29 protein-coding genes, 1 tRNA gene and 1 pseudogene are annotated in these 25,461 nt (G+C 60.7%); 20 read left to right on the forward strand and 11 right to left on the reverse strand.

Annotated elements, in window-relative coordinates; translation table 11 throughout:
* The first annotated feature begins 49 nt into the window (after window positions 1-49).
* The 12 genes and pseudogenes from FHU41_RS06890 to FHU41_RS06940 all read left to right on the forward strand — a co-directional run bounded on the left by FHU41_RS06890 (window position 50) and on the right by FHU41_RS06940 (window position 5,626).
* Window positions 50-295: a hypothetical protein gene (locus FHU41_RS06890; protein ID WP_179388839.1), complete on the forward strand. Its 246-nt coding sequence runs from the start codon at window positions 50-52 to the stop codon at window positions 293-295.
* A gap of 2 nt (window positions 296-297) precedes the next feature.
* The gene (locus FHU41_RS06895; protein ID WP_179388840.1) at window positions 298-507 is read left to right on the forward strand and encodes a hypothetical protein; all 210 of its coding nucleotides are present in this window, start codon (window positions 298-300) and stop codon (window positions 505-507) included.
* A 260-nt stretch (window positions 508-767) separates the two neighbouring features.
* The gene (locus FHU41_RS06900; protein ID WP_179388841.1) at window positions 768-1,103 is read left to right on the forward strand and encodes a hypothetical protein; all 336 of its coding nucleotides are present in this window, start codon (window positions 768-770) and stop codon (window positions 1,101-1,103) included.
* The gene (locus tag FHU41_RS06905) at window positions 1,100-1,300 is read left to right on the forward strand and encodes a hypothetical protein (protein WP_179388842.1); all 201 of its coding nucleotides are present in this window, start codon (window positions 1,100-1,102) and stop codon (window positions 1,298-1,300) included. The genes FHU41_RS06900 and FHU41_RS06905 overlap by 4 nt, the downstream gene beginning before the upstream one ends.
* A gap of 172 nt (window positions 1,301-1,472) precedes the next feature.
* Entirely contained in the window at window positions 1,473-1,679 is a 207-nt protein-coding gene (locus FHU41_RS06910) for a hypothetical protein (RefSeq protein ID WP_179388843.1), read from the forward strand.
* 138 nt (window positions 1,680-1,817) lie between these two features.
* Complete coding sequence (locus tag FHU41_RS06915) at window positions 1,818-2,135, forward strand: hypothetical protein (RefSeq protein WP_179388844.1); 318 nt, start codon at window positions 1,818-1,820, stop codon at window positions 2,133-2,135.
* Between the two features lie 103 nt (window positions 2,136-2,238).
* Window positions 2,239-2,823: an antirestriction protein ArdA gene (locus FHU41_RS06920; protein ID WP_179388845.1), complete on the forward strand. Its 585-nt coding sequence runs from the start codon at window positions 2,239-2,241 to the stop codon at window positions 2,821-2,823.
* A gap of 109 nt (window positions 2,824-2,932) precedes the next feature.
* Window positions 2,933-3,262 (forward strand): hypothetical protein, encoded by a 330-nt coding sequence (locus tag FHU41_RS06925; RefSeq protein ID WP_179388846.1) that lies wholly within the window; start codon window positions 2,933-2,935, stop codon window positions 3,260-3,262.
* Window positions 3,263-3,294: 32 nt separating this feature from the next.
* On the forward strand, window positions 3,295-3,942 hold the full coding sequence (locus tag FHU41_RS06930; RefSeq protein ID WP_179388847.1) for an ImmA/IrrE family metallo-endopeptidase: 648 nt from the start codon (window positions 3,295-3,297) through the stop codon (window positions 3,940-3,942).
* A gap of 2 nt (window positions 3,943-3,944) precedes the next feature.
* Window positions 3,945-4,910 (forward strand): recombinase family protein, encoded by a 966-nt coding sequence (locus FHU41_RS06935; protein WP_179388848.1) that lies wholly within the window; start codon window positions 3,945-3,947, stop codon window positions 4,908-4,910.
* Window positions 4,907-4,966 (forward strand): annotated as a pseudogene (locus FHU41_RS15540) (hypothetical protein); the annotation flags it as partial. The gene FHU41_RS06935 and the pseudogene FHU41_RS15540, both read left to right, overlap by 4 nt.
* Before the next feature lie 36 nt (window positions 4,967-5,002).
* Window positions 5,003-5,626 carry a hypothetical protein gene (locus tag FHU41_RS06940; protein WP_246279445.1) on the forward strand — a complete coding sequence of 208 codons (624 nt, stop codon included), beginning with the start codon at window positions 5,003-5,005 and terminating at the stop codon, window positions 5,624-5,626.
* Between the two features lie 11 nt (window positions 5,627-5,637).
* On the opposite strand, the gene FHU41_RS06945 is transcribed toward FHU41_RS06940, so the two are convergent.
* Window positions 5,638-5,710, reverse strand: a tRNA-Ala gene (locus FHU41_RS06945).
* A gap of 197 nt (window positions 5,711-5,907) precedes the next feature.
* Here FHU41_RS06945 and FHU41_RS06950 point away from each other — a divergent pair.
* Complete coding sequence (locus FHU41_RS06950) at window positions 5,908-6,327, forward strand: VOC family protein (RefSeq protein ID WP_179388850.1); 420 nt, start codon at window positions 5,908-5,910, stop codon at window positions 6,325-6,327.
* Here FHU41_RS06950 and FHU41_RS06955 read toward each other — a convergent pair.
* From FHU41_RS06955 to galU, 4 genes are all read right to left on the reverse strand, one after another.
* Window positions 6,324-7,166, reverse strand: a complete 843-nt coding sequence (locus FHU41_RS06955; RefSeq protein WP_179388851.1) for an SDR family oxidoreductase — start codon at window positions 7,164-7,166, stop codon at window positions 6,324-6,326. The genes FHU41_RS06950 and FHU41_RS06955 overlap by 4 nt on opposite strands.
* A 2-nt stretch (window positions 7,167-7,168) precedes the next feature.
* Window positions 7,169-8,068 (reverse strand): hypothetical protein, encoded by a 900-nt coding sequence (locus tag FHU41_RS06960; RefSeq protein ID WP_179388852.1) that lies wholly within the window; start codon window positions 8,066-8,068, stop codon window positions 7,169-7,171.
* A 93-nt stretch (window positions 8,069-8,161) separates the two neighbouring features.
* The gene (locus FHU41_RS06965) at window positions 8,162-8,767 is read right to left on the reverse strand and encodes a GNAT family N-acetyltransferase (RefSeq protein WP_179388853.1); all 606 of its coding nucleotides are present in this window, start codon (window positions 8,765-8,767) and stop codon (window positions 8,162-8,164) included.
* Between the two features lie 3 nt (window positions 8,768-8,770).
* A complete protein-coding gene (gene galU / locus FHU41_RS06970) occupies window positions 8,771-9,673 on the reverse strand; it encodes a UTP--glucose-1-phosphate uridylyltransferase GalU (protein ID WP_179388854.1) in 903 nt (300 codons plus the stop codon).
* Window positions 9,674-9,721: 48 nt separating this feature from the next.
* Here galU and FHU41_RS06975 point away from each other — a divergent pair, with 48 nt between their 5' ends.
* The 3 genes from FHU41_RS06975 to FHU41_RS06985 all read left to right on the forward strand — a co-directional run bounded on the left by FHU41_RS06975 (window position 9,722) and on the right by FHU41_RS06985 (window position 11,468).
* Window positions 9,722-10,324, forward strand: coding sequence for a 5-formyltetrahydrofolate cyclo-ligase (locus FHU41_RS06975; protein ID WP_281360575.1), 603 nt, complete (start codon window positions 9,722-9,724; stop codon window positions 10,322-10,324).
* Window positions 10,325-10,340: 16 nt separating this feature from the next.
* A complete protein-coding gene (locus FHU41_RS06980) occupies window positions 10,341-10,667 on the forward strand; it encodes an FmdB family zinc ribbon protein (RefSeq protein WP_343046264.1) in 327 nt (108 codons plus the stop codon).
* Between the two features lie 126 nt (window positions 10,668-10,793).
* Window positions 10,794-11,468 carry an RcpC/CpaB family pilus assembly protein gene (locus tag FHU41_RS06985; protein ID WP_179388857.1) on the forward strand — a complete coding sequence of 225 codons (675 nt, stop codon included), beginning with the start codon at window positions 10,794-10,796 and terminating at the stop codon, window positions 11,466-11,468.
* On the opposite strand, the gene FHU41_RS06990 is transcribed toward FHU41_RS06985, so the two are convergent.
* Window positions 11,465-15,829, reverse strand: coding sequence for a DUF4011 domain-containing protein (locus FHU41_RS06990; protein WP_179388858.1), 4,365 nt, complete (start codon window positions 15,827-15,829; stop codon window positions 11,465-11,467). The genes FHU41_RS06985 and FHU41_RS06990 overlap by 4 nt on opposite strands.
* Window positions 15,830-15,910: 81 nt before the next feature.
* Window positions 15,911-17,512 (reverse strand): glutamine-hydrolyzing GMP synthase, encoded by a 1,602-nt coding sequence (guaA, locus tag FHU41_RS06995; protein WP_179388859.1) that lies wholly within the window; start codon window positions 17,510-17,512, stop codon window positions 15,911-15,913.
* A gap of 264 nt (window positions 17,513-17,776) precedes the next feature.
* Between guaA and FHU41_RS07000 the strand changes: the two genes are divergently transcribed.
* Entirely contained in the window at window positions 17,777-18,682 is a 906-nt protein-coding gene (locus FHU41_RS07000) for a hypothetical protein (RefSeq protein WP_179388860.1), read from the forward strand.
* A gap of 121 nt (window positions 18,683-18,803) precedes the next feature.
* On the opposite strand, the gene FHU41_RS07005 is transcribed toward FHU41_RS07000, so the two are convergent.
* Window positions 18,804-19,295: a DUF3817 domain-containing protein gene (locus tag FHU41_RS07005; protein ID WP_179388861.1), complete on the reverse strand. Its 492-nt coding sequence runs from the start codon at window positions 19,293-19,295 to the stop codon at window positions 18,804-18,806.
* Window positions 19,292-20,104, reverse strand: a complete 813-nt coding sequence (locus FHU41_RS07010; RefSeq protein ID WP_179388862.1) for an SURF1 family cytochrome oxidase biogenesis protein — start codon at window positions 20,102-20,104, stop codon at window positions 19,292-19,294. Before FHU41_RS07010 ends, FHU41_RS07005 begins: the two co-directional genes overlap by 4 nt.
* 112 nt (window positions 20,105-20,216) lie before the next feature.
* On the opposite strand from FHU41_RS07010, the gene FHU41_RS07015 reads away from it, so the two are divergent.
* Together FHU41_RS07015 and FHU41_RS07020 are read left to right on the forward strand one after the other, a co-directional pair.
* Entirely contained in the window at window positions 20,217-21,905 is a 1,689-nt protein-coding gene (locus FHU41_RS07015; RefSeq protein ID WP_218846967.1) for an ABC transporter transmembrane domain-containing protein, read from the forward strand.
* A 73-nt stretch (window positions 21,906-21,978) separates the two neighbouring features.
* A complete protein-coding gene (locus FHU41_RS07020) occupies window positions 21,979-23,721 on the forward strand; it encodes an ABC transporter ATP-binding protein (RefSeq protein ID WP_218847162.1) in 1,743 nt (580 codons plus the stop codon).
* A gap of 18 nt (window positions 23,722-23,739) precedes the next feature.
* Here the strand turns inward: FHU41_RS07020 and FHU41_RS07025 are convergent, their stop codons facing one another.
* Together FHU41_RS07025 and FHU41_RS07030 are read right to left on the reverse strand one after the other, a co-directional pair.
* Window positions 23,740-24,054 carry an AzlD domain-containing protein gene (locus tag FHU41_RS07025; protein WP_179388864.1) on the reverse strand — a complete coding sequence of 105 codons (315 nt, stop codon included), beginning with the start codon at window positions 24,052-24,054 and terminating at the stop codon, window positions 23,740-23,742.
* Window positions 24,051-24,770: an AzlC family ABC transporter permease gene (locus FHU41_RS07030; protein ID WP_179388865.1), complete on the reverse strand. Its 720-nt coding sequence runs from the start codon at window positions 24,768-24,770 to the stop codon at window positions 24,051-24,053. The genes FHU41_RS07025 and FHU41_RS07030 overlap by 4 nt, the downstream gene beginning before the upstream one ends.
* Before the next feature lie 106 nt (window positions 24,771-24,876).
* On the opposite strand from FHU41_RS07030, the gene FHU41_RS07035 reads away from it, so the two are divergent.
* The gene (locus tag FHU41_RS07035) at window positions 24,877-25,437 is read left to right on the forward strand and encodes a helix-turn-helix domain-containing protein (protein WP_343046265.1); all 561 of its coding nucleotides are present in this window, start codon (window positions 24,877-24,879) and stop codon (window positions 25,435-25,437) included.
* Window positions 25,438-25,461: the final 24 nt, after the last annotated feature.

Genomic DNA, 25,461 nt, shown 5'->3' on the forward strand with positions numbered 1-25,461 from the left:
AGTATGCGGCCTGGGAAGTCCGTCGGTTTCAGCGGTAGAGGGGTTTGCCATGAAGCACGGATTCGTTGATCCGTTGAAGCCCATGCGCTATGCGGAGCCTGAAGTCCTGCAGCACGAGGCGGCAGTGCGTCTGTTTATTGGACGCGTCGCGACGCTCGTGGATGAGCTGAATACCGTTGCGAAAGCGGTCAATGCTGATTCACCATCCACGGCACGGCACCTGCGTCTCGTGTCGCAGCAGATGTCGGCCATGGCGCTGACGGCGCTGGAGACCTGGCCGAAGGTGCTACGGTAGCGATGACGATAGTCATCTGGGTGGTCACCCTAGTGGCCTGCGTTGTTGCGATCTTCGCCGCGTACCTGGTCGTCGCCGACTTCTGGAGCGATCGAACGCCGTCCCATCAGGACCAGATGACCCGCATCAAGCAGGAAGCTGACGCAACAGTGCACCGTCTCGATGCATCCTACCGCCAGGCGCTGCGGGACATGCGCCGCCACCGCCGCTAGCGGAACACACCTGAGAGCCGCCGCTCTCACTCTCCTTTTCATCATTCATCCAGAGAGGGGTTAATTGTCATGCCCGAAACCTTCACATCATCCGAACTCGCTGCCGCCCAGAAGCGGCTCAGTGAGTACATCCTGGACGAAGCCCACAAGATCGAACACCGGCTGTACTTCGGCTGGGAGCCGGCCGCCGATGCCCGGACAAGAACACCGACCTGTGCGATGCCTTCACGGTCTCGCAGAAGAATGGGCGCCCGCTGCCCGTGTCCAACGAAAACAGCGGCAGCGTTGTCTTCGACTCGCCGGAGATCAACCTGGCCTATCGTTACCTCCACGACGTCGCACATGTCGAACAGGGCCTGAACTTCTCGCCGCCGGACGAGTTCGAGCTGGCCCGCTGGCAGATGCGGCGCTTCGAGCGGGCCGGCTTTAACCGTAACGACCTGGAGTGGCACCTGTTCCAGGCGGACGCGGTCGGGCAGGTGCTCTACTACTCGGTGACCAAGCAGTTCGTCAGCGACCAGCTGCAGTTCGCCCTGGACTGTGTCCGGCACGGCCTGGACAGGGGTCTCTACCTGGAGATGGAGCGCCAGAAATGAGCGGCGATCCGGGCCCGAAGTCGTGGTTCGATCGGGCGATCGGTGCCTGCATGTCGATCCTGCTGGCCGTCGTCGCCCTGTACTGCGCCACTCAGGTGCTGCAGTCGATCCTGCCATTCCTGATCGTCGGCATCGGCATCGGTGCGATCATCTGGGCAGTCTGGGTCTTCATCCAGTACCGCCGCAACAAGTACTAAATCCATCGCCGCACTGCGGCAATTGAGCTCTTCCAGTCGGTGTTGTGGTTTGCACTAAAGTGGTTGATCGTTCAACCAATTGAACGCATACTAACCCCCAGACCACGTTCAATACGTTGAACGACTGTCTGCATCGTCAACCACAACACCGACTGAAAGGAGGGAAATCACCATGCCTACACACAAGCAACCACGCCGCAGCCGCGCCGCCAGTCCGCGCCAAGAGCGCCACATCCTGGTCTACGGGGTGCAACGCGACAAACCGGATCTGCGCAAGCTGAGCCGCGCCGTCATCGCCATGGCCCAGGCCGAAGCCGAACGCGACGCGCAGCGCCAGCACGAGACGAATCGGCACCCGAGGGGAGATCGTCATGACTAGCCAGGAAGCCCTCGACCGGATCGGTTCCGCCAGGGCATCTCCGGCAGCCTGAACCGGTGACGCTCGTCGGTGTCATGCGGATCGGTGAGTCAGGTTTCATCCAGAAACCTCGCCGACCGCAAGCACCGAGGAGTTGTCATGACGACACCACCGGTTGACGGCACTGACCGTCACAACCAGGGCAGCGTGAAGACGCTGGTCGTCCGGCTCGAACCGAACATCCACATCCAGCTGACGCTCATTGCTCAGCTGCGCGGCAGCACTATCACCGAGGAGATCCGGAAGGCCTTGGCGGCGCACATTGCGCTCGTCAAGGAGAACACCGATCTGGTCTCTCAGGCCGAGTCTGCCATGGCAGATATCGAGCGCGAGGCGGCAGCCCGTCGCGAGGCTATCGCCAGTCTGTTCGGCAACGACCAGACAGAGGTGAAGCCCCGCACGGCGCGTGGGCGCTAGTTCGAGCCACACCCAGCAGGAGCCAGCGCGAGCCGGAGTTCCATCGAACTCCCTCCGCTGCTCCTGTCGGGAAGCACATCACGTAAGCGAAAGGAGGCAAGTCATGAACCACGAACACTCACCCGGAGCCGACCCGGAACGCAGTCATCAACGCACCACACCGGCGATCTACGTCGCGTCGCTGGCCGATTACAACAACGGCCGGTTGCTCGGCGATTGGATTGACGCCACCATCGGAGCCGAGGCCATCTACGAGAGGATAACCGCCATCCTGGCCCGGTCCACAGAGCCGGCACCGGAAGAATGGGCCATCCACGACTACGAGGGCTTCGGCAACAAAGGACTCAGTAAGTATGAACGAATCGAAGACGTCGCGGCACTGGCCGAAGGCATCGAGCAGCACGGCGAAGCATTCTGCGCTTGGGTCGACTACACCGGCCTTGATCCCGAAGACCGGCACCACTTCGAAGATGCCTATTTGGGCGAATACGACAGTCTCACTGCTTACGCCGAGCAGATCACCGATGACCTCGGATGGCGTGACGAGGTCGAAAAATACTTACCGGAATCGCTCCAGCCATACGTCAAGATGGACGCCGAGGCCATGGCAGAAGACATGCGCCTGAACGGTGAAATTTACGGCATCGAATCAGGCTCAGGCATCTACGTATTCAACAGCCCCATCTGACAATATCCGAAGAATAAAGGAGTACTTCCTGCCTTGACGAAATTTCTGTTGTGAAATTCGCTTAAATCGTTGAACGAAATGAACGATCGGCCCATACTACGAACAGAAATTGGAGACCAACGAAATGCAAGACCACGACATACAACAACTGGCGGACGCCATCCGGGAACGACGGCAGGAACTCGGGCAAATCACCAGCCCCCGCATGGACAACCTCCGCTCAATCGCCGACGTGCTCCAGATCCCGTTGACCAATCTCCTGGCCGAATCCCGCGTCATGCGCGGATCAGACCTTCCCACCTTGCAGCCATACCTGCGCACCAAATTCAAAGACATGCCAGAAGGCGCCGTCCGTGAAATCGAAGCACACTTCCGCGACGTCGCCGCCCGGCACGGCATCAATATCAACACCGGCCCCGCTCCAGGCGAGGACGAGTAGCCCACCAACTTCTCAGCGAAAGGAGAAAAGCCATGACTAACGAAATCAACCCAACTCCATTTGATCGAAGTGTCCTGTCCACTCTCCGATCTCTCATTCCGAACCGTGACGTTCACTCGCTCGCTGAGGCAAAACAAGTCGCCGAACACCAAGCCATCCGCTTGCTCCAGCTGCATGGTATTGACGATGGTCCCATCCCGGTCGAGTTCATCGCCGAACTGCCCAAGATAGAGATTGAACTCGTCGAAGCACCTGTTTCCGGAGCCGGCTTCTGGAACGGCAATGCCTGGATCATCCAGCTCAATAAGCATGAAAACTACCGCCGCCAACGATTCACCCTCGCGCACGAATACAAGCACATCATCGACCACAACCGGGCCGATGGGCTCTACCTGGGATCCAAGGATCTACCCGCCGAAGAACAAGCCGAGCACGCGGCCGACTATTTCGCCGGATGCCTGCTCGTCCCAAAGATGCTGCTCAAACGCGCCTACTACGGCGGCATGCAGCGACCATCCCACCTGGCTAATTACTTCCAAGTATCCGAAGTCGCCATTCTTGTCCGGCTCAGGCAGACCGGCATCGTCGAACCCTCGCCACGCTGCCAACCAGCCAGTACCCCATTCTCGCGTTCATGGCAGTACCGCATGAACAGACGCACTCGGCTACAGGGAGTTTGATCATGACTATCGACGACATCGAGGCCATGCGCCCGCGAAAGGCCGTGCTCTACCTACGTGTCTCCAGCAAGAAGCAGACCGAGACTGCCATCGACATCGATAAAGACGGCAACTCCATCGCCACCCAGCGCGATATCTGTGAGCAGAAAGCTGGGGCTCTTGGTGCGGAAATTGTCCAGGAGTTTGTTGAGCCGGGTGTTTCGGCACAGACAATTGAGAAGCGCCCTGTCTTCCAGTCCATGCTGAGTTACCAGCAGGACAACCGCGATGTCGACTACGTCATCGTCTATGCCAGATCCCGTGCGTTTCGCAACTTCGTCGATGCGGCCATCACCAAACGACATCTCGACAAGCTTGGCGTCCGGCTCCTATCCGCACGGGAAGACTTCGGCGAAGGTACCTACGCCGAAGCCATGGAAGCCGTCACTGACATCATGAACCAGGTGCAAAACCAGCTCAGCGGTGAAGACATCCGGATCAAGATGCGCAACAAGGCGGTCAACGGCGGCACGATCGGCCGAGCCAAACTGGGCTACCTCAACGTTCGAAAGGATATCGACGGGCGACAAGTCAACACCGTCGAACTTGATGCGAAGCGCGCAACCCTCATTCTCAAGGCATGGGATCTTTACGCTACGGGCGACTACACTCTCGAACGGCTCGAAGCCGTGATGGGCGACATGGGACTTACGTCACGGGCGTCGGCACGTGCGCCGGAGAAGCCAATAGCGCAAAGCAAGCTCCACCAGATGCTCAAAGACCCGTACTACTGCGGCTATGTCACCTACAGGGGCGACATGTTCCCCGGTCGGCACGAACCGATCATCGGCAAGAGCTCTTTGAGCAAGTGCAGGAGGTCATGGATCTCCGAAGCCGCCGTGGCCAGCGCGACCGTGTTCATCACCATTTCACCAAGGGCATGCTGTTTTGCCGACGGTGCCATGACCGGGGCCAGACGAGCCGCATGATATTCACCGAAGCCATCGGGCGCGGTGGAAGGTACCAGTACTACGTCTGTCGACAGCGAAAAGAGGGCACATGCGATCTCCCATACCTACCTGTGTATCGCATTGAAGAGGCCCTCGAAATTCATTACACGTCACTCAATCTGCCCAACACATTCCTGGCAGATATCCACGATCGGATCGATCAGGCACTCGCCGACGAACAGGGCGGTGTCCGTGACATCCACGCAAAGGTCACCAGACAGCTCAAGGAGCTTGAGGTAAAAGAAGAACGCTTGATCGACCTCGCTGCCGACGGCATGCTTCCGCAGCACAAGATTCGCATGAAACTTCACGAGATCCACGCCCAGAAGAGAAAAGCACAAGATCCGATGGCCAACATATCGGCAGAACTAACCGTCGGCGGGGCGGTACTGAAAAAAGCACTCAAGCTCATCGAAGATCCAGCCGGGCTTTACTGCTCGGCCACCGACGCTGTTCGCCGCCTGATGAATCAGTCCTTCTTCGAGAAAATCTACGTCGATGAAATCGGTGACGTGACCACGGAGATGGCCAAACCGTTCGCCGGAATCTACACCGCAGAAACCGCCTGGGTGGCCACACGCGCCGATCTGGGCGACGAAGCGACAGGGGTGCCAATCAAAAAGACGCCCCCGGATTTCGGAGGCGTCAGATGGTATTCAAATGGTTCGTCTTTTTTCGGTCGATGGTTCGACTAAGACATCTATTGTGGAGCATAGGAGATTCGAACTCCTGACCTCTTCGATGCGAACGAAGCGCGCTACCAACTGCGCCAATGCCCCGCGTGGATCAATAAATCCAAGCTCAATAAGCGTACGCCACCCCACTAAGCACTTCAAAATGCTCGACCCTCCCGAGACCTGAACCCGCTGAAAGCCGCATCTCACCGGGCTCAGGCATCCCAGCCCACCGAGTACCCGAACTCAGTGGGACCAGACAACAGGACTCCCCAAAACAGGATGTGGAATAACCTAAGTCCATGGACCAACGCCTCAATTTCATCACTCTCGCCGTCGCAGACATGAGCGCCACCAAGGCTTTTTACCTCGACGCGCTCGGCTGGCAGCCAAGTTACCAGGATGACACCGTGCTAATGCTCCAGCTAGCACCAGGCCTTATCCTTTCCTTCTGGGACGCGGAAGAATTCGAGGCCGAAGCCGGGCCGGTAACCCTGAAGAACGCCCCGGTGACCTTGGCTTATAACTGTCGAACCACGGACGACGTCGATGCAGTCTTGCGGGAAGCGGTCACCGCTGGCGCCACCCTGCTTAGCGAGGGAACACGAAGGGCCTGGGGCGGTTACTCCGGCTACTTCCGAGATCCCAATGACTACCGCTGGGAAATTGCCTGGAATCCTTCCGCCCTGGGCGAGAAGCTGCTCGACGAAATTCGCGCCTAGCTAGCGAGCCATTCGGCGAAACTTGGGCCCGGAACGGCCGCATCCGGTGCCAGGTTCTTCCCGGCACGCAGGAAGTCTCCAAAAGCACCCGGCAGCGGAACCCGAACCCTCGCTCCCCGGTGACCTGCGGCCTTCCAAAGCTGAGTCAACTCAGACATCTCCAACACCTCCGGACCGGCAATCCGAGTGAGCCGCGCCCCCGTTTCGGCGGCGTCCACCGAAGCGGCGTCCGCCGAAGCGGCGTCCGCCGAAGCGGCGTCCGCCGAAGCGGCGTCCACCGAAACGGCGTCCACCGAAGCAGCATCGACTAAGGCGGTAGCGACCGCTTGCACCGAGATGGGTTGAAAGGAAACCCCGGGAAAGACCGGAATCAGCCCGGGTACCGCCCCGAGGATTGAAGCGATCAGTTGGTGGAACTGGGTGGCGTAGACCACGGACCCGCTCCAGGCGGGGTGGAGGTACATTGCGGCACGAGCCGCTTGAGCCCGGTAGTAGCCATAATCGGACTGCTCACAGTTGAGAATGGAAAGCAGCACGGTGCGCTGCACCCCGGCGTCATGCGCGGCTTCCCTGAGACGTTCGGAAGCGGCGGGCAAAGTCTTGAGAGCTTTACCGAACTTAGCGTCCATGGTGTCCACCACGACGTCGACTCCGGAGACCGCTTCGGCAAGCCCCACACCGGTGGCGGCATCCGCCACAGCATAGCTCACGCCGTCGACGGTCTGACCAGGAAGGTGCCGGGAGATGACTCGAACCTGATGCCCACGGCTCAGCGCTTCGGCAACTACCGCACGGCCCGCGGTCCCGGTGCCGCCCGCGACCGCGATCAGCAGGGGCATTACTAGGCCCGGCGGCGCTGCAGAACGTCGTCGAGGTTGTTCAGCGCCGCCCCGGTGGTTTCCGTGGGCTTTGCTACCGGTACGGTGACTCCAGCCTCGGACTGCTTGATCGAAGTCTTCGCAGCGGGCTTAGGTGCCTCCGGCAGCTCTAAGGGTGCAGGGGCCGGACGCTCGACCTTTGCGGCTTCGACGTAGCTCGGCTTAGGTACCGGCACCGGCTCCCAAGTACCATCGGCCTTGACCTCGGCACCCTCGGCGACGGCGAGCGCCGCCTTGCGCAGTTCCGCTGCACTCAGCGGCTTGACCACGGGCTTAGCTTCTGCCGCGGGGGGCTGAGCGTCAAAAAGCTTAGTTTCTTTGATTACCTCGGGCTGTGGAAGAGGCTTGCTCGCTACGATAGGCGCGGCGCTCATCGCCTCCCGGAAGGCATTCTCTACCCGCTTCTTGCGGTCGCTAACTGCCAGGAATCGTAGACTTCCCAGGCAGAGCGCAAAGATCAGCACGGAGACGATCGGAAGCCAGGTTGAGGCCAAGCCTGCAAACCGGAGCACTAATCCGAAAAGCGCGGTCAGCAGCGCCAGAGCACCCACCGCCGCAATAGCGGTACGTCCGTACCGGACCTTGAAGGCCTGGGTCTTCTGCTCAACGGGCTTTGCCGAAGCGCGAGCCGAGGTGTTGGAGCCGAACGTGCCAGTCATAGCAGCCTCCCGGGGCTGGGATTTTTCGGATGCCATGGACATCCTCACGGATTCAAGGGAGGCGGGGGCCTCCACCAGGTCCTCCGTTGCGGTCACGGCGCTCGTTCGCACCTTCCGCAAACGCAAAACGTAGGGGCCAACCCAGATCAGCCACAGGGCGACCGCGATCGCCAAGAAGACTGAGGTGTTGAGCGGCACATTCACACCTCTAACCTTAAAATCCCCGGCCACACTGGCTCCGCATTCGGCACGGTGTGTCGGCTGGAATCTGGCCCTCCGACGAGAATCGGGCTCAGATCAGCGGCCCAGTCTTCCCAGCAGCCCCTCTGGCACCTCATCCGCGGTCACCGCGAAGGAGCGGTGATCTGCCCACTCACCATCAATATGCAGGTATCGAACGCGCAAGCCCTCGTCCCGAAAACCCAGTTTCTCCGCCACTCGAAGGCTCGGAGCATTTTCCGGACGAATATTGATTTCCATCCGGTGCAAGCCGAGCACCTTGAAACAATGATCGGTGGCCATCGCGAGCGCGGTGGGCACGATGCCGCGGCCGGCCCGGGCTTGATCCACCCAGTAGCCGGCCGTGGCCATCATGGCCGAACCCCATAGAATATTGCTCACGGTGAGTTGCCCCGCCAGCCGGGTCACGCCGTCGTCGTCCCGCTCCGTAATAGCGAAAGGCAGGGCGGCCCCGGCACGGGCCTGTTCATTCAGCCCGCGCACCATTTGGCGAAAGCTGGGCAGGCCGCCGCCCGGATGCGGATTAGTGGCATCCCAAGGCGTCAGCCAGTCCCGGTTCCGCGCTCTCAATTCCAACCAGTTGCTCTGGTCCTGTCTTCTAAGAGGACGCAGAATGACCGAGTCATGCTCCAGAGTGACCGGCCAGTTACTGACGCCCCACACGATTTAGCTGCCCTGCTCCGCAACGAAATCCTTGAGCCAGCTGCGTAGGTCGGTGCCCAGCTCATCGTTCTCGCAGCCCAGGGTCACCACGGCCTTGAGGTAGCTCAGCTTGTCACCGGTGTCATAACGACGTCCGGAGAAAACCACGCCATAAACTCCGGAACCCTCCCCCTCGGCGGTGGCCAGGGTTTGCAGAGCATCGGTCAGCTGGATCTCATTGCCGCGTCCCGGCGGGGTGTTCTCCAGCACTTCGAATACCCGTTGGTGCAGCACATAGCGGCCAATAACAGCCAGGTTCGACGGCGCTTCCTCCACCGGGGGTTTCTCCACTAGGCGGCGCACCCGGACGAAATCCTCGCCCTCGATGGCTTCCATCTCCACGGCACCATAAGCGCTGATCTTGGATGGCTCGACCTCGATCAGGGCAATCACCGATCCACCGGTGCGCTGCTGAACGTCCATCATGGTGCTCAGCAATTCGTCTCGCTCATCAATCAGGTCATCACCCAAGAGCACCGCAAACGGTTCATCGCCCACATGGGTCTTCGCCCGCAGCACGGCGTGCCCCAGTCCCTTGGGGTCTCCCTGCCGAACGTAGTGAATCTCGCCCAGGTCGGTGGCGTGCTGCACCGCCTCGAGGCGTTCCTCATCGCCCTTCTGGGCTAGCAGGCGCTCAATATTGGGCACCCGATCAAAATGGTCCTCAAGGGCGCGTTTATTACGCCCGGTGATCATTAGAACGTCTTCCAGACCGGCGTCGACAGCTTCTTGCACCACATATTGGATGGCTGGCTTGTCCACAACGGGAAGCATTTCCTTAGGCATTGCCTTAGTAGCTGGCAAAAATCTGGTCCCCAACCCTGCTGCCGGAATGACGGCCTTGCGAATTCTCTGCGCATTTGTCATTGTCATAGGCTACTGGAGGATCCTGTAAATCGAGGAGTTGGAGCAATTTTGGAAGCCAAGGCTAGCCAACGATCGGCGTTGCGATCCGCACGTGCGGCCTTGTCCCCCAGCGCTCTCGATACGGCGGCTCAGGGCCTGTTAATAACGGGGCAAAAACTACTAAAACAGCTCAATTTGCCGCTTGAAAAAAGTGGGGTGGCCGGGTACCTTCCCAGCGGCTCGGAGCCAGCGGTTCTGAAGTTACTTACCGTGTTGTCACAAAACGGTCATCCGATCTATCTACCGGTTTGTCAGGCAGATTTTCGGCTCGCTTGGACGCGCTGGTTTCCGGGGGTGGAATTACGCCGAAGTAGCTACGCTCCGGTGCTTGAGCCGGTCGGGGAACTCCACGATGTGCAGCTGATGAACTCCATCGGTCTCCTTTTGATTCCAGCCCTTGCGGTGGATGCCCGTGGCGTCCGGATGGGCCAGGGCGGAGGTTATTACGATCGATTCTTAGCGACCCTATCGGAGCTCGATGAAGCTCCGGTCCTGGCGGCGGTGGTCTACTCCACCGAGGTGCTCGCTGCTGGCGCGGTAGCCAGTGATACCTGGGATCAGGCGGTGGACTATGCCCTGACCCCGGAATTCTTCCAAGACCTTCGGTGTTAGAATCATCAGTCGAGGCGTGAGCCTCGTTTCTAATGCCCGGAGGATTATTCACGTGCCGACTTATGCTTATGCCTGCAAGGACTGTGGCCACGCTTTCGATATCCAGCAGTCATTCACCGATAGCTCTCTGACCGTCTGCCCGGAATGCGGTGGCCAGTTACGCAAGAAGTTCAGCTCGGTGGGTGTGTCCTTCAAGGGTTCAGGTTTCTACAGCACCGATTCACGATCGGGAAGCTCGGCTAGCAGTCCCGCTGCGCCGGCCGCTTCACCCGCTCCGTCTTCTGCTTCCTCTTCCTCTTCCTCGTCCTCGGAGAGCAAGGCCTCTAGCCCGGCGGCTAAGTAGTTCTCTGCCGTTTCCTGTGCGGCACTAGTCCTCCACAGGTGCCTGGTTTGACGGCATTCCTCACATTGAGGTTCTTCTTGCAGCTAAGCCCCTCCAGGGCGCTCAGATCCGTCCTATCGTCGACTTATGGACTCGATCAAGCTCTCAATATCGGCGATCTTTAGACGGCTTTTCAGACTACTTCGGCGACGACGACGATTGCTGGCTGCGCTTCTCCTCTGCGCTGCCGCTGCGGTAGCGGTCGAGCAGCTCACCCCCGTCGATCAATTCACCGCATCGGCTCTGTCCGCAACGGCGGATTTACCCACCGGAACGGTGCTCAGCGCTGCTCAGCTGAAAATCGTTCGGCTGCCACCCGCCGCAGTACCGGATGCGGCCTTTAACGACCCCGAGCAGGTTATTGGCCAGCAATTAGCCGCGCCACTACGCCGGGGCCAGCTCCTCACCGATGCTTCCCTGCTAGGCCACAGTCTGCTGATTGGTGCTCCACCTGGCACCGAGGCGGTGCCCGTACGAGTGGCGGATCCGGCGACCATGGCCTGGCTGTTACCGGGCCAATTGGTCACTGTGGTGCTCAGCATCGAAGATCAGGCCGGGCGGTATGGACCGGGCGCGGTGCTCGCTAGTGCTGTGCCAGTGCTCTGGATTCCCGCGAAGGAGCCTGGCAGTTCCAGCTGGTCAACGCTTGGCGAAAGCTCCGCAAGCGGTCTGGTGCTGCTAGCCGCGCCGAAGAACCAGAGCAAAAGCCTGGCGGGCGCCTCTAGCCGCGGCAAGGTGTCCTTAGTTCTGGTCGGAGGTTAGCCCCAGTGCGGCGGTTTCTGCTCGCGCAACCACTCATCATGGTCGGAGTTGCCCCGCTCGCCCCAGCTTTGGGCCTCATCCTCGGCAGCGCGCAAGGGAAGCACAGGGGGTTCCGGAGAGAGCTTGCTTCGCTCGGGCGCCTTCTCGTCCGCTTTCTGGCCATCGGCTTTCTGCGTGTGGTCTTTCAGCGCGCCGTATTTCTGCGTATCGTCTTTCTGTGTATCGTCTTTCAGAGCGCTGGTTTCCTGAGCACCGGTTTTCTGTCCGTCGGTTTCCTGTCCGTCGGCCGCTTCCCCGGACTTCTCCGCAGCTTTCGTTTCGGGCCCCTGGCTGCTCTGCTCATCCCGGGGCGTAGAGGGCTGGACTGGCTTTTCGCGCTCCTGCGGTATCCGCTGCTCTTGAACCTCTGCGGCGGGCGTCTGAACCGCACGCTCCGGGGTGTTGCTCAGCAAGGACGAGAAATCAGCTGTGCCCAGCGAAGGCTCCAGCCCAAGGTAGCTCCCGATCCGATCGGCGCAGCTGGAAGGATCCGTGAAGACCTCAATCGTCCACAACGGCATATACCGCCAGCCACGACGCTCCAGCAGTTGCGGCCGGAGCCTGCTCCGCTCGCGAACGCTCATCTTCCGATAGCTCGTCGAACCATCGGATTCCACCGCCACCGGAGTGGGGATCTCACTTTCCGGCACACCCAGGTAACGCAAGGGGTCTGCCGCAGCGACAATATCGATCAAGCCGTCATAGTTGTACCAGACCCTGGCATCCCGGGCACGCAAACGATCAGCGAGATCGGCCACCAAGGGATCCTCGTCGAGACTCTGTCCGGCGGCCGCCGTGCGGGAAGCAATGGCATGCGAGGAGGCTTTCCCACCGAGCTCACGTTCCAACAAAGCATAGAAGTCCTGGGCGCCATGGTTCAGTTTGGCCGTGTCCAAGTCCTCGGGCTTGAAGCAGCTCAGAACGGTCAGCTGTTCCCGCGCTCTGGTCATCGCCAAGGCAAACTTCTCTCGACCGCCCGGAGCGGAAAGCGGGCCAAAATGATGCAAAGCCCTTCCATGTGGGGTCCGTCCGAAGCCCAAGGAGAAGATCACCCGATCCCTGGTCAGCCCAGCCGCACGCTCAAGCGGAACAACCCTGAAGGGCTCGGGCCGCGAGGCAAAGAAATCCTGCAATTCGGGATGGTTGGCAATATTGACCCGAATAGCCTCGGCTACTCGGGCTGCATGCCGAGCGCTTGCCGTGATCACCGCTAGCGAAGAACGAGGACGTGCCCGGGCACTCTCCAGCACCAGATCAGCTACCCGATTTACCTCCGCAGCCACCGATTCGATGCCTGCACTATCGCTTCCGGGAAGACCTGTACCATCCGCCAAATACTCGACATGTAAGGCACGATCCAAACCCGTGACGGCTTTGCCATCGGGCAGGAACTGCAGTGCCCCATCGTAGAAGTCCTGGCTCAGTTGACGGCTCAGATCCTCATCCACGCTTCGGTAACTCCGATTGAGCCGGATAGTCGCTTGGAACTTGCTCAGCGCATCAAAGACGCTCAAGCTGGCTTCCTGCCGCCCAGCATCTGCTCCCGTAGCCATCTGCACGGCAACGGTAAAGGGCTGTGCACCGGGCAGTTTATTGTCGCCAAAGGCTACAACCTGTTTGGCGCGAGCAATCGTCGGCAAAGCGGAGGACAACGAGATAGCTTCCGCATCGAGCAGTATCACCGCATCGAAGCGTATCTGCGCCGGAAGTAGGGTGGGAGCCACCTGGGGGCTCGCGGTCCATACCGGCACCAGAAGATCGATCAGCTCAGGTGCTCGGGAAGTCAGTTGGTCCAGGCTAACCCGGCCGTCCTTGAGCATGTTCCGCAAGAACTCACTGGATCGGCTTCCTCCGGCAACAGCTTCTTGCCACTTCGCCGCAAGTGTCCAGCGCAGTCGGGCCGCTCCGGAGACAATATGTGCTTGATCGGCCAGCCGGTACTCCGCCTCAAGTCGGCGCAAGCTATCACCATCGGACATCGCCAAATAGTCGTCGCCACTGATCATCGCCTCAAGGGCGGACTGCCACCAAGCCAACTCCAGCTCGGAACGGGTCTGGGCCGGCTGCACCTCTCGCGCCGCAAGATCATCGAGCAACTCGCCAAGACCGTGCTCGCGCATATTCTCTTCGAGCAAGGTACGTTCCGGCAGGTTTTCTAAAGTCTGCTTGTCATCGGCCAGCGCAGCCAAGCGACTAGTCAACTGCCGATGGTCCACGGACTCCAGTTCACCGCCAAGTTCGGTACGTTCCAGCGCGGCACCGAGCTTGAGCAATTCACTGCTCAACTCGTGATAGCGGCGGCGCAGTTCGGCAAGACCGGATGGTACAGCTGGGTGACGCTGGCTGGTGGAGAACTCCGCCCACTGCTCGCGTTGGTCCTGTACCAGCAGCAAGGAGGCGTGCAGGTCATCAATATGCACCCCGGGGCGGACGTATTCCTTGGCCACTCGACGCAACCGGGAACGTTGCATAGAAGGCATATCCAGATTGCGATCTCGTCGCCAAGCCGTGGTCGCTGTAGCGGAGATCAAATCGGTAACGGGCCGGTCAAAAATGTCCGGCATGAACTTATCCAGACTCTCCCGTACGGCAACCAGCAGATCGAGCTGTTCACCCCAGGCGGTAAAGCTGTTTCCACGGCTGATTTGCGCGTAATCGGCCACTTCGTCCATTTTGGCGGCGAAGGCTGGGACCTCAGCCAAGAGCGAGACAGCGAGCGCATGCGCTTCCTCGGTCTCTTTCCTAGTCACCAGACGAGCGCCGTACCAAGCACTGGTGGTGGCAAATTTACTAAAACTGCCCAACTCGGCGGCTCGGCGCAGCCGCCCACCCAATTCGGAGCGATCCTTAATGGCGTCCAGAACGCTTCGCTTGAGCCGGACCGTGGTGGCCGGTGCCGGTTGAATCGAGGTTAGCTCGGCGAGCGATTGCATCGCCTGATACGGCGAGCAGCCCCAACGCTGGCGGACGTTATGCAAGGACGCCACATGATCCAGCAACTGGTGGCGATGGGTGCCAAGGGTGGAATAGAGCGTGTCCAGCTGCGGCGCGGTGGCTTTCTCATTCCGCATAATCGCCCGGACCAACTGGGACTTGAGTTGTTGCGGACCGGTTTGCCCACTCAGTTGCAAGAGCATGCTGTCCAAGGAAAGCCCGGCGAAACGCTGAGCCAACTCGTTCAGAGTGGACCGCCGCTCACTCACCACCAGGACGCTTTTCCCATCATTGACCAAGGTGGCGATGGCATTCATCGCGGTCTGAGTCTGCCCGGTACCCGGAGGGGTTGAAATCACCACAGACTCCCCCGCCCGGATAACATCCAGGGCAAGTTGCTGTTCGGCATCAGCGTCCAGGATCAAGAATTCCGTTTCCGGAGATCGCGCGTCCAGCGGCTCGAAGCGGCTCGGGTCGATCGGAGCGGGAGTTACCGGATCGGCGTTATCCGCAACGGCATTCATCAACGCTGGGACTAAACCTTCGCCCGCACGTAGCGCAGGGTCCGCTAAGTTCTCGCTGAGATCGGCAAAACTTCCCACCACGAGCTGGTGCTCGACCGTGACCTGAGGGATCGTTGCGGTGAGTACCCGGAGATGCTCCAGCACGGGCCCGGGCTCGAATCGGGCGGTGTTGTACGCCAGCCTGGCTACCGCTTGCGGGTCGAACGCGATTCCGTACTGCTGCTGCAGCAAGCGCACCAAAGCAGGGTTGAGCTTGGCTTGCCCGGTGAGCTGAAGCTCATAATCTTCTTGGCCCGGTCGGGCGCTCAGAGCTATCGAAGTGAGCATGACGGGTGCGGTGATCCGACGATGGGTTCCGCTCGCCGAGGTACCCCAGCTGACTGTTCCAGCCGCCAGGTAGCCGACGTCGAGGCCACGCTCATTGCTGAGTTCTTGAATCTTAGCTCGCAGCAATCTGGTCGATTGCATGGCGAGATTTAGCTGAGCTGCTTCCCTGATCAGGGTGGATAGCCGGGTCTTGCGGCTCGCCAAAAGCTGAGCCAGGCCGGAGGGGTGCGCATGGGTGAGGTCGATGGCTCCGGCGCCGCGGGCATCAAATGCCAGCAGGGTATTCGCCTCGGCAGGAGACTCCAATTCATCCAGCCACGCACGCAGCTGCTCGGAGCCCTCCGACTGGCTGGCGTTCTCGGACACTTTGGCCTTCTTTTCTGCCTTATTCTTGGAGTTCTCAGACCTGCTGGCCTTCTTTGCGGACTTGGCTTCTGGGCCCACCGCAGCCTCCGATGAGGCGGTCACGTCTTTCTTCGCGCCCTCGGCTGAAGAGTCCTCTCGCGCAGCACGCTGCAATCTCGACCATACTGGCATGTTTTCGAGGCTATCCCGCTTAGTTCACGATACTCGGTACGGCACACGGAAGGATACGAAAATCATTGCTATGACTTCGCGCTACTCCCATTCGATGGTTCCCGGTGGCTTGCTGGTGACATCCAAGACAACCCGGTTGACGCCGTCGACCTCGTTAGTGATCCGATTCGAGATCTTCGCCAAAAGCTCATAAGGCAACCGCGACCAATCCGCCGTCATGGCATCCTCGCTGGAGACCGGGCGGAGCACAATCGGGTGTCCGTAGGTGCGGCCGTCGCCCTGGACCCCGACACTGCGTACATCCGCCAATAACACCACAGGCATCTGCCACACTTCGCCGTCCAGACCGGAGGCAGTCAGTTCGGCACGGGCGATGGCATCTGCCTTGCGGAGCAGCTCCAGTCGCTCGGCGGTGATTTCTCCCACGATTCGGATGCCCAGGCCGGGGCCGGGGAACGGCTGGCGGCCAACAATTTCGGCCGGCAAGCCAAGCTGAGAGCCCACGGCGCGTACTTCGTCCTTGAACAGGGCCCGCAATGGCTCAACCAGTTCGAACTGCAGATCCTCGGGCAAGCCACCAACGTTGTGATGGCTCTTGATATTCGCGGTACCTTCGCCGCCACCGGACTCCACTACATCGGGGTAAAGGGTGCCCTGGACCAAGAATTTAATCTGTTCGCCAGTATCCCCGGCCTCTTCGATAAGCGCCTTCTCGGCCTCTTCGAAAGCCCGAATGAACTCGCGGCCAATGATCTTGCGCTTGGTCTCTGGATCGGAGACCCCGGCAAGAGCGTTCAGGAAGCGGTCTGCCTCACGAGCCACATAGAGCTTCACACCGGTGGCCGCAACGAAGTCACGCTCCACCTGCTCGGCTTCGCCTTCACGCAGCAGTCCATGATCGACGAAAACGCAGGTCAGCTGCTCACCCACTGCACGCTGCACCAGGGCGGCAGCCACAGCCGAGTCAACTCCCCCGGAAAGCCCGCAGATCACCTTTCCGGTGCCGATCTGTGCCTGAATCCGAGCAACCTGTTCCTCGATCACATTGCCGGTGGTCCAATTCGGCTCCAGTTTGGCTTCATTGAAGAGGAAGTTCTCCAGCACCTTCTGACCAAAGGCCGAATGCTTAACCTCGGGGTGCCATTGCACGCCGAAGAGGCACTTTTCCGGGTTAGCGAAGGCTGCCACGGGAGCACCCGCCGTGCTGGCCAGCACCTCAAAGCCAGCCGGAGCTTCCTGAACCGAGTCGCCATGGCTCATCCAAACATTCTGCTGCTCCGGGGTGCCAGCCAGGATCGAGTGGCTGACCCCAGTGCTAGTGGCATCCGTGGCGCCGTACTCCCGCAATCCCGTCTGGGCTACCGTGCCGCCGAGCGCGCGAGCCATCGCTTGGAAGCCATAGCAGATGCCAAATACCGGCACCCCGGCTTCGAATAGCTCGGCCCCGACCGAGGGAGCTCCCTCCGCGTAAACGCTGGAAGGACCGCCGGAGAGGATGATCGCCGCCGGGTTCTTAGCTAGTAGCGCCTCGGTGCTCAGGGTATGCGGAACAATTTCCGAATAAACATTGGCTTCCCGAACGCGCCGAGCGATGAGCTGGGCATACTGGGCGCCGTAGTCGACGACGAGGACGGGACGTTGCGAGGTTTGCGATGCGGCGGGCTGAACCGGAGTCGTAGTCACCCGTCAATCTTAGCTGCTGGCGGGAGTTGGCGCGCCCCGGCGAGGTATCCCTCGGGACGGCACTGTGTCACCGAGCAGGATAGGGCTACCCAACAAGAATTTGGTGCCGCCCAGTAGGAACTTAGGCAGAAAATCACCTCCCGAACGGCATTCCAGCGGAAAGCTCCTACCCAGCGCCACCGTCCAGCAAAAAAATTCGCAGACTTATCCACATTCGGCACTCCCCCACTCCCATCGGCGCACCGTGGCAAGCATCATATTCAGATGTCCTCCGTCGATCCGGAATTCGTCCTGCGGGCTACCCAAACGCCACTGCGCAGAACGGAGTTGCTCCGCTATTCCAACTGGCGGCAACTCGACTCCGCCCTGCAGCAACGTCGAGTGCGACGAATCCGGCGCGGGCTTTATGCTCTGCCGGATACCCCGCAGCCGCAGAGGCTGGCGGCGCTTAACTCTGCTGCCCTATCGCACCTCTCCGCCGCCGAGTATTGGCAATTGCCGCTCCTGCTGCGAAACAACGTGCCCTGGCTGACCCTTCCACGGAATAGGCCCTATCGATACAGAGCTCCCGGGGCAAAGGTCTTCTACTCCCCCTTGCCCACGGAGGATCTTCATCTCGATTCCTCAGTCCGGGTGACTTCGGTATGCAGAACCGTGCTGGATTGTGCCGCCGCACTGAGCTTGGCAGAGTCGCTTTCAATAGCCGACGGCGCGCTGAGACTGGGATTCCTCAGCGCGGAGGAGTTGCGTCTCGCTGCCTTCTCAAGTCACCGACGCGGCGCCCCGGCCATGCGATTGGTCGCCGAGCAGGCCAGTGCCTTGGCCGCGAACCCTTTCGAATCGGCGTTAAGAGCACTCTGCATCGAGGCTGGCTTCCCGCAATTCCAACCACAGCTACCGGTTCGGGACGCAGAGGTTTCTTACCGCTTGGACCTGGGCGATAGGAGCACTAAGACAGGATTGGAGGCAGATAGTTTCGAGTGGCACGGCAACCGTCAGGCGCTTCATCGCGATTGCGTCCGCTATGACGAGCTGGTGCGCCGGGGCTGGAAAGTGTTGCGCTTTAGCTGGGAATCGGTGATGTTCCAGCCGGAATGGGTCAAGGAGGTCGTGACCGATCTGATGGATCCTGTGCGCCCGAGTAGGAATTCGGGCGAGAAACACACCTGATAAGGCGCTATCTAGGGAAAATGCCTACTCAGCCGCACCGTAAGCCCGCCGCACACTGCCCGCCGTCCAAGCACACCACGCCGCTGCACCCGCCACGTAGTCCGAGCCCACACCGCACCGCTTAGTACCGCTTAGACCCCTGCGGGTTCGCGGCCACCTCGGCAAGCGTCTCGGCATGGATCCGCCGCTCCACGAAGAACGACAGGAACGGCACCACGCCACCAAGAGCAATCAGCACAAATTTGCCGAACCGCCAGCGCATCAGTGACCAGAGCCGGAAGTCGGAGATCAGGTAAACCACGTACATCCAACCGTGCACAATGAGCACGGCGGTGGACAGGTTGACGCCTCCGGTAACGGCCAGCGAACCATCATCGGCCACCGAGACGAACCCGAAGCCGTGCTCCGCGCCGGAGGAAGCATCCTGGCCACCGGCCATCAGCACCGAGTGGAAGCCATAGCGGGCCACTAGCTCGGCGGTAAGCAGCAATAGCAGCACACCGGTGGTGTAGGCGAACACCTTGTAGAACCCCAGAGCAGCCCGGATTTGAGCCACGGTGCCGCCGAACCGGCGTCTGCTCTTCTCGGCCGATCCGTTCTCAGGAGAACTCACTGCTTTACCTCTTCTTCTTCCGTATCATCGTAAAACTCAGGTTCGTTCTGCCGCCTGTAATCGTCGGCCACCAAGCGCCACCACATGAAGACCGAGAAGCCCGCAAAGACCACCCATTCAACCGCGTAGAAAATGTTCAGCCAATTGACCGTTTGCTCCGCCGGCTGCGGTCCCACCACAATGCCCTTGAGCTGACCAGCCACCGCATGCGCACCAACGTCGCCACTTGGCCCGGTCTCGGTGAAGGAAGCCACAAAGCCCTGGTAGCTATTCACCTGCCAGATATTGATCAACTCGGCCGTGGCCAGCGCGGCAACCTGGCCGGAAGCTAATTTCTTGTCCAGCACAGGAGCCTCGGTGGGCAGCAAGCGACCGGTCACGGTCAACGGGCCCGACGGCGGAGCGGTCACCTGCCCGGGATCGGCAAGCCAGCCTCGCGCTACCGGAATGACGGTCACCCGGCTAGCCGGAACACCCTTGATGGCGGGGGAACCATCAACCACAAAGGCAGTGACCACCCAATAACCGCTCACACCGTCCTGTAGCCGGTTTTTCACCAGAACCTGCTTTGAGGCATCGAAGTGACCGGTAAAAGTAACTAGATGGTCCGCCGAGCTGGCGGGCATCGATTCACCTGGGGTGAGCAGGGAAGTCAGTGGTTTGAGCTCCTCGGTGGTGACCTTCGGCTGCTCCACGCTCTGCGTGGATCGGGAGAATTGCCACTGGCTCAGCAGCACGAAAACCGTCGATACCAGCAGAGCAAAGAGCAAAGCAGCTATCCAGCGGGGCTTCAGAGCGGTTTTCAGCACAGCTTAACGGTACTTCGTCCCGCTGTAGAAAAACGAACGGGCTCCCTCTAGACCTCCCCAACGGCAGTTCTGCGGACTAGGCTTGAACTTTGTGCGCACATACCCCTATCCAATGGCTGAACCGACCGAGACCCGGTCGCCGGTCCGCTATTTGAGCTGGCTGGGCTTACAACAGTTGCCCAGCCTGGCCGGTGGTGTGCTCTTCGGCTCGCTCTGGCTACTAGCCCAGGCGTTGATGCCCTATGTGCTCGGCTTAGCCATTGACTACGGCGTGAATGGCAAGGACTGGAATGTCCTGTTGCTGTGCGCCCTCGCCATGCTGGTACTCGGTGCCCTGCAGGCCGTTTTTGCTGTGCTCCGGCACCGGATCGCGGTTTCCAATTGGATGCAAGCCTCTTTCCGTTCGGTGCAATTGATAGGCCATAAGATCTCCCGCACCGGCGCCGCACTGCCGCGAGCCATCTCCACGGGAGAACTCGTCAACACGGCCGCCTCTGATGCCACCCGAATCGGTCAGATCTATGACCTCACCGCCAGGCTCTCTGGCGCTTTGCTCTCCTATCTTTTGGTCTCGGTGTTGATCTGGCAGATTTCCTGGGGCTTGGGTTTGACCGTGTTGGTCGGGGTACCGGTGTGCTGCGCCTTATTGCTATTCATCATTCGTCCTCTTCAAGCTCGGCAGCGTGAGCAACGCGAAATGTCCGGAAAGATGACGGCGGTGGGTGCCGATACGGTGGCCGGACTTCGGGTGCTGCGCGGCATTGGCGGCGAGCATATTTTCGTGGCCCGCTACCGCGAGCGCTCTCAAGATACGCGGTTCAGCGGCAATAAGGTTGCCCGTTCGGTAGCTACCCTGGAGGGTACCCAGCTACTGGTGACCGGTGGTTTCAGCGTGTTTTTCACCTGGCTGGGAGCCGCGATGGCATTGCGCGGGGAAATCAGTATCGGACAGCTCATCTCGCTCTACGGATTCTCGGTTTTCCTGGTTACCCCGGTGCGAATCCTCTCCGAAATGGTCTCCGCGGCGATCCGCGGTTATGTCGGAGCCCGTAAAACCATCGCGGTGCTCGCCACGCCACCGGCCTTCACCGATCAGGGCAGCGCCTCGGCGCCTGCTGGTCCTGCCGAGCTCAAGGACAGCGCGAGCGGTGCGGTGGTCCATCCCGGCCGATTGACCGCCGTGGTGAGCGCCGATCCGGCCGCTTCTGCCGAACTCGCCGAGCGGCTGGCTCGCTTCGATGACTCCGTGCTGACCGAGCAACCTGTTTTCTGGGGCGGCGTTGACACCCGGCAGATCGGTTTAGAAGCGTTACGGGAGCGCATCGTCTTTAGCGAAGCAGATCCGCAGCTTTTCTCCGGCCCGCTCAGGGAGCTTCTTGATCCGGCTCAGCGCAACAGTGACCAGCAGATCTTCCGTGCGCTGGAGAATGCCAGCGCCATGGACATCCTGGACGGTCTGGAAGAGGGCCTGGACCACCACGTCACCGAACGAGGCCGCGGCTTCTCCGGCGGCCAACGGCAGCGGCTTGCGCTCAGCCGGGCGCTACTCACCGAAGCGGAAACCCTGCTGCTGGTGGAACCCACCAGTGCGGTCGATGCACATACAGAAGCTCGGATCGCGGCTAGTTTTCAATCCGCCCGGGCCGGTAAGAGTACCCTGCTGGTGACTGCCAGCCCGCTCATGCTGGGTCAGGTGGATGAGGTACTGCTGATGATTGAGGGCAAAATTTCGGCTCGCGGCACCCATCGCGAACTATTGCAGATTCCTGAGTACAGAGCGGTGGTGATTCGCGGTGAATGACAACTTTACCGAAGAGCTCGACTCGGTGGACCAGTTGAACGTAGAGGCTTCTCCCCGGCAGGATTCCGCCAGCCTGGGCGAGTCTAAGCTGCCGATCTCGAATCAGGCGCAGGTCCGTCTCGAAGCCTTGCGCCTGCTGCGCCAACATCGATCCGCATTGATCAAGATGGTCAGCCTCTTTGTACTGGCGGCCATCGCCGGACTAGCCGGTCCGGCACTGCTGAGGCTGCTGATTGACGATATCAGCGCCGGAACCACCATTGATCAGGTCATGCTGATCGGCATACTGTTGCTGATCTTCGTGCTGCTACAGGCGGTGCTGCAACGCTTCGCGGTGACTGCCAGCATGGTCCAGGGTGAAAAGGTCTTCGCCCAGTTGCGTGAAGAGTTCATGGAGCAAGTCACCTCCTTGCCACTGTCCACAGTGGAAAAGGCGGGGACCGGCGATTTGGTCTCCCGAACCACCAATGACGTCGAGGCGGTCTCCTTCGCGGTGCGTTTCGCGGTGCCCCAGATCTTGGTGGGTGCGGTGACCCTATTGCTCACGGTGGTTGCCGCCGTCGTCATTTCCCCGATCACCGCGGTCTCGCTGCTGGCCGGGTTACCGCTGCTCATCCCGATCACTCGCTGGTACCTGAAGCGCTCTGCCGCGGGCTATGCCACCGAACGGGAAGCCTATTCGGTGATCAATGGCGCGATTTCGGAAAGCGTTGAAGGCGCGATGACCGTTGATGCGCTGAACCTGGGAGCGCAGCGCCGGAAGAAGATGGGAGCCGGGCTAAGCGGCGCCTTCAACGCCGAGCGCTATACCCTCTGGCTGCGCAGCTGGCTCTTTCCGATCACCGAATTCGCCTTTTGGCTTCCGGTCGCGGTGGTCTTAGTCTGGGGCGGCTGGCTAGCTTCCCAGGGCATTGTCAGTGCCGGTGTGGTAGCCGCCGTGGCACTCTACGCGGTGCAGATGGTCGATCCGGTGAACACCTTGATTATGTGGCTCGACGAGTTGCAGGTCGGTGCTGCCTCGCTGGCCCGAATTACCGGCATCAAAGAGGTTGCCCCGGACCGGATCACCACGGATGCGGTGCCGGAGAATGACGATATCGTGGTCAGCGGCGCCCGCTACGCCTATCGGGAGGGTCACGATGTGCTGCACGGCGTGGACCTCACGCTGCGCCGTGGCGAACGGCTCGCCGTGGTCGGCCCTTCCGGGGCGGGAAAATCCACCCTGGGCCGGCTAATCGCGGGCATCCATCCACCCACGGCGGGGTCCGTTACGGTGGGTGGCGTGCCGCTGGTTGATCGGCCGCTGGATCAGTTGCGCACCGAAGTGGTGTTGGTCACCCAGGAACACCATGTCTTCGTGGGTTCAGTAACGGATAACGTCCGGCTTGGCCGTGCAGATGCTTCGGTGAGTGAAGTGGAAAAGGCATTGGCCGACGTCGGCGCGCTGGCTTGGGCGCAAGCCCTCCCCGAGGGGCTGGAGACCGAAGTGGGTTCCGGGGCTTATGCGCTCACCCCGGCTCAGGCTCAGGAGATCGCGCTTGCCCGGCTGGTGCTGGCCGATCCGCATACCTTGGTGCTGGACGAGGCGACCTCGCTGATCGACCCGCAGGCCGCCCGTGACCTGGAGCGCTCACTCAATGCGGTGCTGAGCGGTCGCACCGTGGTGGCCATTGCGCACCGGCTACATACCGCTCACGATGCGGATCGGGTGGCGGTGGTGGATGGCGGCCGGATCACCGAAATTGGCTCCCACGATGAGTTGCTGGCGCTAGAGGGTTCCTACGCTGCGCTCTGGCACTCCTGGCGCACCGAGTAGCACCCGGTCTAAGGAGCCTTAGGGCACCCCGAGTAGCCGTAGCCCTGCTGCGGTCAAGGCCGCCGCGAGGACGACGAGGACAAAGGGTGCCTTCCGCCAGGCCAGGAACCCGGCCACCAGCACCCCTGCCGGGCGAGCGAAGCCAGCGAACCCGTGCCCTTCAATCAGTGCACTGGTCATCACCAGGGCACTAAAAAGAACGACGACGGCGACCGTCATCACCCGCTCGGCCCGCACTGAGATCTTCACCCGGCGGCGCAGCACCGTGCCGCCAAAACGGAAGGCAAAGGTGCCGATTCCTAAGATCACGGCAGCCACCACGAGCGCGGTCATGGCTGAGACCTATGCTCTAGCGGGGCTTCGGGGCTTTTGAAGGGCCAGGCCGCCAGCACTCCCACTAGCGCCAGGATGACCGGCATCCCGGCGGGTAAGAAGGGTGAGGTGACCAAAGCTATCGCTGCACCAATAGCCGCAGCCCGGCGAATCGCCGCATCGGTCAGCGAGGGTAGCAGTAGCGCCAGCAGCACCGCCGGAAACGCGGCGTCGAGGCCCAGTACATTGGTGTCCTTAATGAACCCGCCACCATAAGCCCCCAGCAGGGTGCCGAGATTCCAACAGAGGAAGAGTCCGATGCCGCAGAGCCAATAGGCAGCCCTGCGCTTCTCGGTTCCCTGCTGGGTCATCGTGAAAGCCACCGTTTCATCTGCCATCAGGTAGGAACCAAAGAGCCGGTCTCGGAGACGTTCGCCAAAAGCATCGGCCACCGCGAAGCCGAGCGGGACATGGCGCATATTGACTAAAAGCCCGGCCAGCATCGCGGCGAAGGGATTTCCACCGGAGGCGACTAAGCCAATGAAAATGAATTGGGAGGCACCGGCAAAGACCACCAGGGAGAGCATTACGGGAACCCAGAGCGGTAAGCCGGTACTCACCGCGATGGCTCCAAAGGAAACCCCGACTAAGGCGTCGGCCAGGCAGACCAGGGCGATGTTCCGAACCAGGGCTCGGTCGAGCGGCCCCGAGAGTGAAGTTCGCCATATCGAACGCATGTCCAATATAATGGTTCATGTGGCATCGTTCGTCAAATCGAACAGTCGTGCGCTAAATCGAACACGGTACATCAGATGCAGCTATTCGGACCCCAACGGAGTATTTGTGGAAAGCCAGAGCACAGCCCTTTTGGAGATGATCGCCGCCAGCTTGCAGCGGGAGCGGCAAAGGACTGGCCTGTCCATCACCGAACTGGCCAGACAAGCCAAAATCTCCAAGTCCACGCTGTCTCAGCTGGAATCGGCTCAAGGAAACCCCAGCGTAGAGACGCTCTGGGCGCTCTGCGTGGCGCTTGGCATCACCTTTGCCGATCTGGTCGATACGCCCAGACCGCAAGTGCGGCTGATCAGAGCGGATGAAGGAGCGGTAGTCGCCTCGGAGAAGGCTAATTACCTAGCTACTGTGCTGTCCTCCAGCCCGCCCAACACTCGCCGCGATATCTATCAACTACTTGCCCAGCCCGGTAAGGACCGTCGCTCGGAACCGCACTCAACCGGCGTCGTGGAACACGTCATCCTGGGCACCGGCCGTGCGCTGGTGGGTTTGGCCGAGGACCCCGTGGAGCTTCTGCCAGGAGACTACCTCTGCTATCCCGGCGATGTGCCGCACCTCTTCAGCGCCCTGGAAGCCAATACCCGGGCAGTGCTGATCTCGGAACAGCCCTAAGCAAGGACAGCCCAGTGCCAGAGC

Source organism: Psychromicrobium silvestre, from assembly GCF_013408295.1.
Taxonomy (GTDB): Bacteria; Actinomycetota; Actinomycetes; order Actinomycetales; family Micrococcaceae; genus Renibacterium; species Renibacterium silvestre.